Source organism: Prevotella sp. BV3P1 (assembly GCF_000479005.1).
Taxonomy (GTDB): Bacteria; Bacteroidota; Bacteroidia; order Bacteroidales; family Bacteroidaceae; genus Prevotella.
The window spans coordinates 198,252-212,086 of record NZ_AWXC01000008.1 but is presented as its reverse complement, the minus strand read 5'-3'; the positions used below and the strand labels follow the sequence as shown (position 1 = coordinate 212,086).

Below are 13,835 nucleotides of genomic sequence, written 5' to 3'. Positions count from 1 at the left end.
ATCAATGGGTTTACTTTTAAAATGAGTTTTCTAACTAATTGTGCATCAAGGAGTAACCAATAGCTATCTAATAGGAGTTCAATAGCTATGAGTTTGGCAAACAATTGCTATGAGTTTGGTGTCCAAAAGCAATGAGTTTGGCAACCAATAGCAAAGAGTTTGAAAAAACGAGTCAATAATTAATCAAATTTCACCACCGCCTTGTTCACCACACGCCATATTCCATTCTCGAACACGGCCGACCCTTCGTCAACCGTTTCGATAGACCGAGGATAGACACTGGCGTTGCCAACGACCTTGCACACCGGCTTAACAAACTGCGATACGCTAATCATGGCCGTGGCAATGGCATCCGGACTGTTCAACATGATGAACGTTCCGTTCACACCGTCTGTGGTTGTGAGCTGATAGATGCTTTTGCCAATCTGCTCGGTAGGCGATGCATTGTCGAAACAACCGTCACTGCTTGGCGCCGGCAAATAGCAGACACGACTGGCTGAGGTTGAGGATGTGCCCATCTGGTGGGGTTGTGCGCGCTGAAGCTCTACACCTGTCTGTAGTTCCAACGAATCGGCGGTGTCACGTTCGGTCGTGGACTTTTGCTCCTGCTGTTCCTGCATTTGTTGCAGTGCAGTGGTCAGCTGTTTTACCTGATCCCGCAACGCAACAAGGTGCTTCTCCAACTTTGCGATGCGCTCCTCGTATGGTTCGAGTTGCTGTTGTATCTGCCGTTCAATCTGTCCTTCAAACATAAGCCTTTACCTTCCCGCGTTTTTATAGGTTCTCTATCAAATTATCCCGAATGCTGCCAATAATCGGATAGAAGAACAAAGTGTCCTCAATGGGGTCACTACCGTTCTTGTCATCTTGATTCTTGTTAACGAAGTTCCAGCCATTCACCAAGTGATGCATCAAGTCTTTGTTAACCAATTGCTTGAACAGTTGCAGACTATGGTTGTCAACCAACAACCGGTCTACCACATGAATGTCGTCGCAGAGCTGACAGAAGAAGTCATTGAATTGGCGCACCTGCTCAACGATAGCGGCACAAACTTCCTCTTTGTCCATGTCTTCGTAGCGCAGCGTTTCCTGACTGAGCATGGTGTAATTGTACTTCACGGAGCTGTCAAAGCTGTCCAGCAGTCGGTTCAATTGGTGAACATGTTCGCAACCGGTGCTGTCAGCCACTTGCATCAAGGCACCCCGGCAGGTAATTTGTTTCGGTTCTTTCTTCTCCATGACGATGTTGAACCCATCCTCATCGTACTTTTGGCCATACACTCGCTCGATGACCGTCTGTGCAATGAGGTCAAGGTCGCGCTGCGTGCCAACGATGTCCAACACCTTCGAACCCGTACCAGAGAACATGATGCTGCGAGGCATGTCGAGATTGCGGTGCTTCATCATCTTGGCCACATAGTAAATGAGCGTCACGAAGAAGTAAATGAAGATGATTTTTCGCTGTCCATCTTCGTTGAGTCGCATGTTGTAGGAGAATACATCGTTGTCACCAACCACCTTATTATTAATCACCGAGAACAAGAATACGTTGATATCTTCAGACTTTCGCTTGGCCGTGATGTCGTCCAAGATACCGTTCAACTCGCCATACTTGTCGTCATCGGCATCAAACAAGCGTTTGAAATAATCAACATATTTCACGAGCATGGGGTTGGTATCACCGTGAGGAACATCCGAGAAGCCGTCACCGAAGAGTACGTTGGCTGCAAACCTGAACGATGTGAGAATAGTAGGTTGCTGTGCATTGCTCGCATAAACCACCACATCGCTGGATCCACCACCGATGTCAATGCTGGCTACGGTGCTGGCTGCACCTTTGAACTGACTTGAACTTTTGTAGAAATAATAGGGTGCCACGCTCTCGGGCATCTGTATCAGATTGTCTTCTGTCACGGGGATACCAAAAACTTCACTGAAAGTTTTGGCCCACATCTCGCCCAATTTGCGCACGTTGCCCACCTTCATGGACAGCGGATAGAACCAAACCAGGCGCGTCTTGGCCATGTCGCCGTTTTCCAAGAACACCTTGGTGCGCATCAGTAAGACCAACTCCATCAGGTAAGCGCGCACCCGTTTGCTATTAGCCACCTCTGTAGACCATTTCAGGTTGGGCACAATTCGGTTGCCATAGCCGATAGATTCCTTCTCATAGATAAAGGGAATGTTGGCATCACCCAACGCCACGATTCGGTCGACATTGATGGCATCAAGGCGTTCACACTCGGACAAGACGGTGCGTTGTGGGAATCCATAGTTCTCACCGATGACTTTTGGCAGGAACTCCTGCTTCATAATCACGTCATACAAGATGCTCTCTCCGTTATACGAAGTGGCCAACAGCCGTTCACGCGCAGAAGCACTGACACCCAAAGGCTCGGGCATATCGCCGTTTTTCATCGACTCAACGTGCGTGTTGGTCGTACCAAAGTCTACGGAGAACGTAAAGGCCTCGTTGCCTTGGACGTGCGCCGGCCATCGTGGACACAGCACTCCTTCGGCCGCCAGGTTACCATGATCGTCGGTAAGGGTGACGTTGAGGTAATCGAAATCATCCTGCAAGCGATAATATTTGGACCCTACTCGCTTCTCTGCCTTGAGGGATCGGTCACGCATGACCACGTCATCGGGGTTCATCCCATTGCGATAGCCATCGTGATAGAATGACAAATCGATGCGGAAGTTCTCCAACATGCCCAGCGCACGGTCAACCAACTGCACGTTATATTGTTTCAATCCCGGCGTACGCATGAACGGGAAAATGCTCAATGCGAAAGGTACGGTGACGAAATAGCCATGGTCGTTTGTCCTATCATAAGCCAAATCGACATTTCTACTCGACACATAGGTGCGCTGCAGCGTGATATAATGGCGCTCTTTCTGCACAGGAATGCGCAGCGTGGCGGTCAATGTTTCGACATTTCCCCTCATGCCATGCGTCATTTCGAAGCGTGGTCTGCCATTGATGGTACCCCACAAGTCGCTAACATTGAAATACTTGAAGTAAAGAGGTTTCAAGGGTAAGATGAAGTTGTGGTCATCGGCATCGCGCGATGCACTGGTGAGATTGCCGTCAAAGAAGCAATCACGGTCGAGGGTATAATCGAGTTTAATCAACGCAGGTTGGAAAAAATCATCGTCAGTCAGCCACGGATACTGGTGCGTGGTGGCTGGTAAGATGCGCTTTTCCGGCTCTACGGAATAATCATCCGGCCTGATTACGGTGTTGTCATCCCATGTTCCGGTGATGTAAGTGAAGGTGTCCGTCTGTGTCGCATTGAGATGATTCTGCAGCACCAGCGGCACGATGCCATCGACAGGTCGTGAGGGTTTCATCCTAAAGTCACTGGCTGCAATGGCCGCCAGAACGTCTTCAGGGCGGGCACCGTAGAAGGGAACGCCCAACGCCTGTACGCCTTCTTCCATCTGCATGAAGTTGGTTTCGAGGAAAGCGCGTGCCCGGTCAGCGTTTGCCAGGTCCATGGCGGCAGGATTTCCTATCTCTTTCAGGATGTCATTCTGCAGCGTAGTGGGCAACAAAGGCAGATTGGCGATGAGGTAACTGTTCACCTCACCGCAACGACGCTTCAACTCTGGATAGGCCGTGAACAAGGCATAGATGTACTTAACGAAGCGTTCGCTGCGCATATACAACGGGCGCCACAGGCTAAAGAGCTGAACATTCTGCTCCACGGGGATGTCGCAAATCCCTTCTTGCGCATTGGGTGATGCCATGAAGAGCGTGATTGGCGAGGTAGAACCAATGACCTGGTTGCCATAAACCAAAAAATATAAGCGATCCAACTGGTCAAAATTGAAGGCTTCTTGGTCTTGATGCAAGAACATCTCGATGGTTTCGCCCAACAAACTGTGCTGTGGTGAGTCTTTCAACTTCTCCAACTCGGTGGCTCGATTCCATTCCACAATCTGCAATTGATTGCGCAATTCAGAGTAATTAAAGAACAATTGGGCGATGTCCAACGCATTGGAAACCAGCTTTTCGTCCATCACTTCGCCTTGCAGACGGGCATTCATGGACAGTCGTTTGAAAGCGTTTTTCACCAAATCCATCTGTGCGAACGGAGAAGGAATGGCCGTACGAGGCTGTTGTGACAACCCCGCATTGGGGTCAGCGATCATCTCTATCTCATCAGCGTTATATTGACTGCTCAACGGAATCCAATCTTCACCGGATGTTTTCTTATTATAGGATAATATCTTTGACATGAATTGACTTTGTATTTACGTTCAACAATGCTAAACCACCGAGTTGTATTTTTCTTCAACCAGCTTGTCCAGCGTCTCATCCAGCAGGTTCATCAGCTTGTAAGCCACGCGGTCGGTGCCGTATTTCTGCGTCTTGACAGCCTGCTGACTCATTTTGTTGAGGGAAGAAAGCAAAGACTTATAGTCGATGGTTGACTTGAACAAGCCGCTCTTGGGCGCGATGCCGTTCAACGCATCAGACAGCTTGTCGGTTGTCAGATGGAAGGGTTCAAAACTGCGCTGATTGAGTTTGAGTTCCTTCAGCCAGGTAAGATAAGCCACATAGAAATCGCTTGTCAGCGTGTGGAAGAAGCTTGTGGAGAGGAAACCGCTGGTTATTTCCGGTTTGTCCTCGGTGTAACCTCGTCCCACATCGCTCTTCAATTGATTGGTGATGTACAGGTATGCTAAGTGAAACTTCGACAGTTGCTTGTTGACATGCAAACGTGTTGACGTGCCAAAGTCTTTCAGTGACAGCGTCATCTTGTCGTTGGCCAACCCATATTCCTTGTAGATGGGGTTCACGGCGTTGCCGTTATCCGTGTGCAACTGGTCGTCTGGAATCTGAAGAAAATCAAGAACTGCCAGCGCACCTACATATTCCACGACATGTGCATCGTTGCGCTGTCCGTTGCCACCCGGGTCGTTGAAGTAAGGATTGCTGGGTATTTCGTCCCCCAGATAATAGCAAGCGTTTACTTTCGACATGGGCAAGTCTACCCCATTCTGTCGAATTCCCGTAAGATTGTCATGATAATAGAACAAGGCCGACTTGGTTTTTGAAATGAAATCGGCCCGCGAAATCGGACTGTTCTCATCCTGTTGGATGTTGAAATAAGGCAACACGGTGAGCGCACCAATCCTTGCATCGCGCAAATCGCCACGGTTGTTGATTTGGATGTTGTTGCCAGCATTGCGAATATTCTTCACGATGATGGGATAGCCGGCAGCTCCCGTTCCGCCAAAAATACTGCTGACAACAAAGATGCGGTCGTTCTTTTGAAACACATTGGAGAACTGCTTGAACTCTTCCGAATCCTTAAACTGGTTCAATGCGACCGACCCTATGTTAGGTGATCCCACAAAACCGATGTCCATCTTGGTATCAAGTTGATCCTTGGAAAACATCATTGAGCACAGGGCTTGATTGCCTGTATCCAACGTGGAATAAGAGATGAAATCGCTGAACTTCTTCGATGCGATGGAACCCATGTTGAAGAGGAACGTATCACTCAGGTTACTGCCATTGGGCAGGATGTCACTCAGGGTAGATATCTTGACCGAAAAGAATCCTTTGGTCACGTCCATACGGTCGCCATACAGTGCTTGTCGTATCTGCTTATACCACCGCAACAGGTTGCTGGTGCGCTTCAGGTCCTCGTTGGCCTTGTGGGGATCCACGATGATAGGCACCACTTCAAGCGGCTTGGGCTGTCCCGCTTCGTCCAAAGGATGAATGCCAGCAGCAAACTGCATGATGAGTGGTCGCATGACACGCGAACCTGTTCCGCCCACTAAAAATAAGAATAGTCTCACTATGGTAATGTTCTAATGATTCTTGATAATGCAATATTCACCACCCTACTCTGGGATTGGCGTGTGTCGGCAGTTGGATGACCACCAACGAATGGAGAAACTGGCAATGACAAACAGCACGGCCGTCACCGCAACGTCAACTAGACAGAAGCTGAAGAGCTGCGCACTGAAGTCGAGTCCATCTGCCGAAAACAAACCACTGGGATAGGTGTAGTTGATGACAGGAGCCACGATCATGGCAGCAAACAGCACAATGAGCCAATGGTACCACCGGGAGAAGCTCACCGAGTTGATGACATAATAGTAAATACCGGCAAAAGCCCAGGCTATCAGGGCTGTCACAATGGCTACAATGAAATAAAGATTGGCCGAATACATCTCATTGGAGAACTCTCTTTCATAGAACAGTGACTCAAACAAAGATGTGGCAAAAATGATGAACAGCAGGGTAATCACGGCACCTGCCAGCAACAATATCGTATTTTTTTTCATAACGTGGTTCTATCGTCATGCCGCACAAAGGCTGCAACCAAGCCGGTTAGCATTCGTGCGAAGCATGCTATTTGCTAAACTTCAATTCCATTTCAAAATAATAAGGTTCTCCATCCGAATTCTTCCGGTAGCTATTGTAGATGCCTCGCAGCAGATATTTCAACCCAAAAGTAGTACTGCCGTCCACCTTAGTGTCGTTGTCATTAGATGAAGCCTCAATCCATCGAGGCATCCTATTGAGCAACTTGATTTCAACTTCTTGGTCGTGTTTCAGCTCATTCGCAGACAACACGAACAGATGGGTGGCCGATTGAATGTATTTTCTTTCAGCCGGTGTGACGTCCGACTTGTTGATAGGACGAATCTCCTTGATAGTAACCGCATCGTCAGCGTCAACCACATAGTTGTTCACATCCGTGAGATATTCGTCCGCAATGAGCATCTTGCTCAGGTCTACCGCCAATACCAGCCTGATATCTCCACTGTTGCGATCCTGCTTGAGGCCTTCCAACTTCGTCACCTGCGTACCCTGTCCGCGTTCAGGTTGGAACCTTCCGCGTATCTGGGGATGACTCAACAGCAAAGAATAATAAGGTTCGTACACATCATCTGTCTCGAAGAGATACATGTTCTCATAGCCCCGCAGCTGTGACAGGTGGGCAAATGCCTCATAGTTTTCATCCTGCGTCAGTCGGGCGATGTTCTCATTGTTGCCCACTATCACAATGTAATAGGGTCGCTTGCCGTTGTAAGGCACCCCTTTACTGGGTGAATTGTATGGATAATACAGGCCGTTGTACGAACCCATCATCTTCACAATGAGCATCGACTTCTTCTTCACCTCACTCTTGAAAACCGAGTTGGTCATGCCTTGCGCTTCAGCAAACACCTTCTGTGGATTGACACCTGTCATGTCCTTGGTAGAATAAATCATGTCGGTCACCAAGATACTCAGCTCATCATCCTTGGTATTGTTCAGGATTTTGTCGAAGATGGAACCGAAATCTGTAAAGCTCGGATTACCAATTCCTTTGGTAGCCTCGAAGATGTTGCTGTCTTTCACAAACTGGTCGAACCCTTTGGGATAGGCGTTTATCGAGTTGTTAACCACATAAATCTTATGATCCGCATTGTTTCCCGGCAGGTTGTTCAGCATCTGAACAATGGCTGCCTTGAACGAACCGTCACCGGCTGGCGAGTCGTAGGCGATCATTGAACCCGAACGCTCAAGGTAAAAATTCACTTTGAGCGGCTCAACAGCCATACCCGAGAAGTCAATTTTCTTGGCATCACGGCGATGACTGAAAAAATCTTCGATGTATTCGCGCACCTCATCGGGGTCAAGTTTTCCATCATCATAGAACTCTGGGAAGTTTGCCTTCTGTCCATCCAAATAGTTTTCGAGGGTCATCCAGTCATCGTGGTCGATGGTGTAATCTGTTCCCGCCAGCTCCATGAGCAGGTGGTTCAAATCTTTTTTGGCCCTGTTGCCACAGCTGCTCACAAAGAAGGCAATGAGCATCAAAGCGATTAAAAAAGGGTTTCCAAATATTTTTTTCATTCCATTAAGACGTTTTATGGGCCGAGATAGTTGCAATGCCCTACCGTTGAGCCGATAAGCATGCAACATTTTTGATACATCAGATAGCCTACCACACAGCCAACCACGCAGTGAAGCTAATTGATTGTCTTTGTTTTCATTTCGCTCTCTATCTCTTGCAAAGATAATGTAAAGCGGTGGGAACGACAAATAAATTAAGTCTTTTTTGCCGTTCCCAAGCCCCTGGTTGACTTGACATAGGCCATATCACCATGGTATTCCATCCCTGATGTAGGTGAACTTTCATCACAGCCGGCCCAGAAAGACACGGCGCACATAGCATTCATCATCATTAACGATTGTTAGATGTTCATCTCCAACAACACCTCATGGTGATGAATTTTCTTGACATCCAACCTCTTCATAGCTGGCGAATTTGCGAACAACGATACATCTTGCGGCAAATACGCCAAGCATTTGATTCTTTTGTATTCAACTGATAAACAAAATATTACATATTTCTCATGCTGTTTTGTAGCTATTTTCAACTCCATTTTTCGTCAAAAGCATTGAGTTAAGAGCTCAATATGCATGCTTTAATGGTGCAATAGCATGTTGATTGTCCACTAATAGCATACATCTAAGAGCGTTATCTCCATGCTTTTGCGGTAAAATCCAATTTTTGTGGCTAACCAATCTCCTATTTGCTCCGCATCTGCCTATTGATTTTTTCTAGATTGAAAGCTTTCATGTACCGTTTTAAGGGCTAAAAACAGACGAAATATTTTACAAATACATAGTGGCGTGATTCATCATATTACCTATCTTGATCTAAAAATTCATATAGGTTTTGTCAGAATGGATATAATTTGTATTTTTGTATTTGGTAAAACCGAATAACAATTCACTTAGTATTAACATAAATAAGAAAAATTTCAAAGAAAAGATTATAATTTGAGTTAGGGCATCCTTGACTCGACTGAAATCTCAGAATTAGCACTTCAAAAACGTATCAGTTCGGCCAGGACAATGGATGTTTACGCTCCTTTATATGGGCGTGGGCAGGATGATTGTTGTCTGATACGGGCAGTGCTAAGCCCTGAGGTTAATCAACTTCCACGCCTTTTTTTCTCTGGAAAAGAGGGCTTTTTGCTCTCATAGTTCTTAAAAAGAAAAAGACTATGAGCGGAATGGAATACCATCCAAATTTTGACAAATATGTTGAGATGATTGTTCGTCATCCCAACTACAAAGGCTTGTATTATGATCGAGGAAAAGACGGAAGGGTAAACTGGGTCGTAACGGGAAAATCGCAGAAAGGCCAGCTTAGACAAGCATGGTGGGATGCCAAATGTAAAGAACTTGGTGTATCTATCCAAAAAGGATGCTATGCTAAAGTAGCAAGACTAATACATCCAACAGGTAAACATGTCTGTCAATGTTGCGGAAAAGAGCGTAGCATCTTTTACGAGTATCCCACACTAAGAACTTTGTCAAAGATAAATGCACTCTTTGGTACACATTTTGGACAAGCAGACTATACGATTAAGGAAATACTAATACGCTTCTGTGAAAATCCAAAAGACTTAAATGACATAGCTGCAATATTACATTTGTCCAAACCTAAAGACAAGACTGATTTAATAGAAACTATATATAGAGAATTGGTTCGCAAGGAAAGTAAATATCTTTCTCCTGGAGTAATGTGTAATCCGCCTGATCGGTTTAATGGCTTTCATTCCTATGCTTTATGCTGTAGAAAAGTGAAAGACAGAGGAAGGCATGATGACAACATGAAAACTTATACTCAAGATCGTAGGGCTTACGAAAACTGGTCTGACGGTGATTATAATCTTGCAAACCGTTTAATGGGCGAATTTCATAAGCAACCTGAAATGCAATGTCCACTGTGTGGGAAAGTTGAACGTATGACAGCTGACCATATAGGCCCTGTATCTTTGGGGTTTTGTCATAGTAAATATTTAACTCCGTTATGTAGCGGTTGTAACAGTGCAAAGAACAATAGATTTACTAAATTTGATGTCGACAGATTGGTTGCTTTGGAAAAACAAGGAGAAATTGTCATTAGTTGGCATTCTAAATATATTTGGGATTTATTGAAAACGAAAATCAATAATGACATAGATGCAAAAAAGGCAAGTTCTGTTATGGCAAAATGTCATCAAAATGTGCTATATATACTTTCTTTAATCTATAAATATACAGGAAGAGATTTTTTATTGCGTTATTTGCATCCGGAATACTCGATGGTGGACTATCGTTTTGAGAATATTGACATAAGTCATCTTGACAGACTTAAAATCATAGCAAAGCCTCTTGACAGTAAGAACAAACGGAAAAACCAAGAAAGATATTTAAGAATTGCTTTTGATAGCCTATCTGATTTTGGAGTAAAAGAAAACAGAAAAAATTATTTCCTGATAGATGAAAATTCACAAGACTTAATGGATGTTGTTAAATCAATCAAAGAAAAAAAATATGAAGAAGCACACAACAAACTATATATCCTCATAAATGTTGTGTCACAAGAGATATATGAGATAGAATATGAACAAAAAAGATATTCTACAAAACTCAATTTCGATTCTTAAATGGCGGCTGAGCCAAATGATATTTAAACATGCCCAAGAGGAGGGAATAACAATAGTCGTTATTCTCTCCACTTTTTTTTATTACACATCATGTTATAAAACTCATCAAATCTTATTTTTCTTTGCATAAGCAAATCATAAGGAGTTGGGTTCAACAATTCCCATTCCATTTCAACATGGCCTCCACCGTCAGAAATCTTAGGCAGACTACCAATGGCATCACGTACGGTTACTGGCTCTGGTAAGAACATATCATGATAATCAAATAATGGTTCAGGTTGTTCTATTTTTATATTTTCGTCTAATGATCCAATGATAAAGACTCGTTTGCGTTTCTGAGGGACACCAAACCACATGGCATTGAGTTTTAATGGTGCTCCTATATTATATCCTTCATCTTTAAAAGCATGGATAATGTCTTTAATTGTCTCACCATCTCTCATTGTTAAAATACCTAGTACATTCTCCATGACAAAGAATTTTGGTTTTAAGACTCTAACAATAGAAACAAATTCTCTAAAAAGTTGATTGCGCTTATCTTTTGGATCACGCCATCCTGCGTACGAGAACCCCTGACATGGAGGACCACCCAATATAACATCAATTTGCTTCCCCTTACATGCATCTATTATGTTGTCTTTGGTTTCTTGTTGAGTGATGTCTCCAAGAATAAATTTATCGGCACTTGCATACTTTGAATGATTCAATATATTTGTTTGTATGATGTTTTTATCTAATTCATTAGCTGCAACAAGATTATAGCCATTCATTAAAAAGCCTTCAGACAAGCCTCCACATCCAGCAAATAAATCAACAAAGTTGTAACTGTTTAAATGAGGTTTAATTAGCATTGACACCATTCTTGCAAGCAAAGGAGGAACTGCATTTCCTATTTGCTTGTATTGAGATGCCTTGGAACCAACAAATATAAAATCATCTGGGAAAGACTGTAATCTTGCAGCCTCTCTAGTTGACATTACTCGCAATTGGCTTGGGTGGAGATTACATCCATTTCCTACACGATTGAAATATGTCGCAATCGTGTAGCTCGGTGCATTCCATTTTAATCTTCCATAGTAGGTTGTGCGTCCACCAGTCGCTCGTATTCCTTCCAATCTTTTGTCTGTAACAGACAAGGGAATGTCCTTCCAGTTACCGCCCTCTGGAATATAACTTGCGACTTCTTTTTCGTGCGGTCCTAATTTATAGGCTACATGATTATATAGTATCATAATATTTGTTCACAATGTAATTCGTTTCGTTTATATCTAAACCGTATAATCTGCAAATAGCTTTATCACGACTAATAGGATCACTTTCCATGATTGACGTGGATAACTTATCAATATCAATGATGGGAAGTTCACCTAATTCATAATTATTGATATGGTTATTTGTGCTTGTTATCTTGAATCTCCAATTCAGCAGGGCACTATTTAGTAATACATAAACCTTGTTGAGTAACGCATCTGGTACTGTAATGTAATTGCACGAATTCCCTAAGATATCGTTTTTCTGGCATATTACAAACTTCAACCGAACTTTCTGAGCTTGATTGGATATTTGTTGGCATATCAACCTTCGATGTCCATAGTCATGTTTCAAGTATTCAGAAGATTTCTTAGACAAAAACTCCCTGGAAACATACTCGTGATTTTTATCAACTATACCATCGACAGTTATCATATTTCCTCGAACTAAACGTAAATCAGTTTGGGATAATGTAATATACTCTTTATAAAGCGTCAAATCAAGTTCACCTCTTTTATTACGTATATATGAGCATTCTTTCAACTTGCTTAAAGATGCAATTTTTGATAAAATATCCCATTCTATTTTATCGATAGCGGGAATCTCCCAATTGTCAGGAAACAACTTTTTTACAGAAGAAAATGAAATGTTATATTTCTTTCCATTCTGCTCAATTGCAATTGTATTTGTTTTTCCGTTTTTCGTCAAATTAAAAATGCAAGTGGCCTGCGTCACATTATCAAATAAAGAATCATCTTCAGAGAAGTATTTAATAAATGAAACCTTATGTTTTGACAACAAATGCTTTCTAAGTTTAGCAGCTGATATGTCTGCGAACAAAGTAGAAGGGCAGATTATCCCCATCTCTCCATTGACTTTTAACATACCTATCATTGACTCTATAGATAGCTGATAAAGATTAAGCATTCCTTCTATGGCATATTTATAGAAATTTGAGTTTCTAAAATATTTAGCCATGTAATTAATCTTATCAACGGACTCCTTTGTCAGCTTGTTCTTATTAGGTTTTAAAACGAGATAAGGAGGATTAGAAACTATAGCATCGAATCCACTGAAAAACAAGTCATTACAATCTTCTTTTGATATGGCTTCTACATCATCAAAAGGTTGCTCACGAATCAAAGCATTTTTGCAAATGATGTTATTGCATATTGTTAAAAGATGAGAAATGGACTTGTTGTTCAATTTTGAAAAAGCAATAAGTCTACTAATTGTTACTGCAATAGGGTCTATGTCTACCCCATAAACATGGTGTAGAATAGCGTCATCGTTAGAAATTCCGCATTCTTCTTCAAATAAGGTAAGTATTTGTCTGTAAAATCGTCCTGTACCTATTGCAAAATCAAGGATCTTAAAATTTTCAAGATCCCTTTTCTTTAATTTGCTTAATGTGTATTTTACAATAAAATAAGCTATGCTATCTTGAGTATAAATAGCTCCATTTTGAATCAAATGCTTTTTTGACTTTATTTGTCTGACTATATTGTTACGTAGAACAGTTTCTGAATTCAGATAATTAATATGTAGCTGCTCACATAAATCAGGAATTAACTGGATTTCATTAACGCTTATACTAATGTCAACAGGTGTATAGGAGCCAATTATAATGTCGGGGATTGTTTCAGGCGTAAAGTCTGTACAAGTATGCTTGACATACAATAAGACTAATGAGTTTAAAACATCAAAATGAACAGATTTACTGATTAAATCAAGTTCGCAATTGGACATAGTGAAACTACCTGATTTTTTTGTCTCCGTTCCAGATATGTATTGCGATATAAGTTTAATCTCTAAATCACTAAATGTTCCTACAAGTTCTTTTGTTGATTTATTCATTGCAAATATCCCTTTCATCTGCATCAGAAATTAAGTCTTTTAAATCAACTTCTAGAATTTGAGATATATGCAACAATGTTTCCAAATTTGGTTGACTTCTATTGCATACATAAGCATTTACTGTATTGAAACTTTTATCTAATTTCTTTGACAACCATGTCTGAGAAATACCTTTATCGTCAAGGACCTTCTTTATTCTATTTAATCTCATTGTTTTACACAATAATTTTGTGTAAAAATACTACATCTTTCTGTGTATTTTA

Annotated in this window: 9 protein-coding genes; 1 reads left to right on the top strand and 8 read right to left on the bottom strand. The window is 42.4% G+C overall.

Annotated features, from left to right (window positions below; translation table 11 throughout):
• Window positions 1–179 precede the first annotated feature (179 nt).
• The 5 genes from HMPREF1254_RS02880 to HMPREF1254_RS02860 all read right to left on the bottom strand — a co-directional run bounded on the left by HMPREF1254_RS02880 (window position 180) and on the right by HMPREF1254_RS02860 (window position 7,873).
• Window positions 180–752: a hypothetical protein gene (locus HMPREF1254_RS02880; protein ID WP_023057143.1), complete on the bottom strand. Its 573-nt coding sequence runs from the start codon at window positions 750–752 to the stop codon at window positions 180–182.
• Between the two features lie 22 nt (window positions 753–774).
• Window positions 775–4,245: a hypothetical protein gene (locus HMPREF1254_RS02875; RefSeq protein WP_023057080.1), complete on the bottom strand. Its 3,471-nt coding sequence runs from the start codon at window positions 4,243–4,245 to the stop codon at window positions 775–777.
• Window positions 4,246–4,275: 30 nt separating this feature from the next.
• Complete coding sequence (locus tag HMPREF1254_RS02870; protein WP_196806282.1) at window positions 4,276–5,760, bottom strand: hypothetical protein; 1,485 nt, start codon at window positions 5,758–5,760, stop codon at window positions 4,276–4,278.
• Window positions 5,761–5,865: 105 nt separating this feature from the next.
• Window positions 5,866–6,312, bottom strand: coding sequence for a hypothetical protein (locus HMPREF1254_RS02865; RefSeq protein WP_023057162.1), 447 nt, complete (start codon window positions 6,310–6,312; stop codon window positions 5,866–5,868).
• Window positions 6,313–6,379: 67 nt separating this feature from the next.
• Window positions 6,380–7,873, bottom strand: coding sequence for a hypothetical protein (locus HMPREF1254_RS02860; RefSeq protein WP_036890880.1), 1,494 nt, complete (start codon window positions 7,871–7,873; stop codon window positions 6,380–6,382).
• Between the two features lie 1,160 nt (window positions 7,874–9,033).
• Here HMPREF1254_RS02860 and HMPREF1254_RS02850 point away from each other — a divergent pair.
• Complete coding sequence (locus HMPREF1254_RS02850; RefSeq protein ID WP_023057055.1) at window positions 9,034–10,464, top strand: type II restriction endonuclease Alw26I/Eco31I/Esp3I family; 1,431 nt, start codon at window positions 9,034–9,036, stop codon at window positions 10,462–10,464.
• A gap of 59 nt (window positions 10,465–10,523) precedes the next feature.
• On the opposite strand, the gene dcm is transcribed toward HMPREF1254_RS02850, so the two are convergent.
• Genes dcm through HMPREF1254_RS02835 form a run of 3 tightly spaced genes read right to left on the bottom strand, consistent with a single transcriptional unit; the run spans window position 10,524 to window position 13,783 of the window.
• Window positions 10,524–11,696, bottom strand: a complete 1,173-nt coding sequence (gene dcm / locus HMPREF1254_RS02845; protein WP_023057086.1) for a DNA (cytosine-5-)-methyltransferase — start codon at window positions 11,694–11,696, stop codon at window positions 10,524–10,526.
• Window positions 11,683–13,572 (bottom strand): SAM-dependent methyltransferase, encoded by a 1,890-nt coding sequence (locus HMPREF1254_RS02840; RefSeq protein WP_036890877.1) that lies wholly within the window; start codon window positions 13,570–13,572, stop codon window positions 11,683–11,685. The genes dcm and HMPREF1254_RS02840 overlap by 14 nt, the downstream gene beginning before the upstream one ends.
• Window positions 13,565–13,783, bottom strand: a complete 219-nt coding sequence (locus HMPREF1254_RS02835; protein ID WP_036873461.1) for a helix-turn-helix domain-containing protein — start codon at window positions 13,781–13,783, stop codon at window positions 13,565–13,567. The genes HMPREF1254_RS02840 and HMPREF1254_RS02835 overlap by 8 nt, the downstream gene beginning before the upstream one ends.
• Window positions 13,784–13,835: the final 52 nt, after the last annotated feature.

Excerpts from the sequence above, each read along its gene's own strand:
- HMPREF1254_RS02875 (WP_023057080.1), bottom strand. The coding sequence starts at position 4,245 with ATGTCAAAGATATTATCCTATAATAAGAAAACATCCGGTGAAGATTGG.
- HMPREF1254_RS02840 (WP_036890877.1), bottom strand. The coding sequence starts at position 13,572 with ATGAATAAATCAACAAAAGAACTTGTAGGAACATTTAGTGATTTAGAG.
- HMPREF1254_RS02880 (WP_023057143.1), bottom strand. The coding sequence starts at position 752 with ATGTTTGAAGGACAGATTGAACGGCAGATACAACAGCAACTCGAACCA.
- HMPREF1254_RS02860 (WP_036890880.1), bottom strand. The coding sequence starts at position 7,873 with ATGAAAAAAATATTTGGAAACCCTTTTTTAATCGCTTTGATGCTCATT.
- HMPREF1254_RS02850 (WP_023057055.1), top strand. The coding sequence starts at position 9,034 with ATGAGCGGAATGGAATACCATCCAAATTTTGACAAATATGTTGAGATG.
- HMPREF1254_RS02870 (WP_196806282.1), bottom strand. The coding sequence starts at position 5,760 with ATGCAGTTTGCTGCTGGCATTCATCCTTTGGACGAAGCGGGACAGCCC.
- dcm (WP_023057086.1), bottom strand. The coding sequence starts at position 11,696 with ATGATACTATATAATCATGTAGCCTATAAATTAGGACCGCACGAAAAA.
- HMPREF1254_RS02835 (WP_036873461.1), bottom strand. The coding sequence starts at position 13,783 with ATGAGATTAAATAGAATAAAGAAGGTCCTTGACGATAAAGGTATTTCT.
- HMPREF1254_RS02865 (WP_023057162.1), bottom strand. The coding sequence starts at position 6,312 with ATGAAAAAAAATACGATATTGTTGCTGGCAGGTGCCGTGATTACCCTG.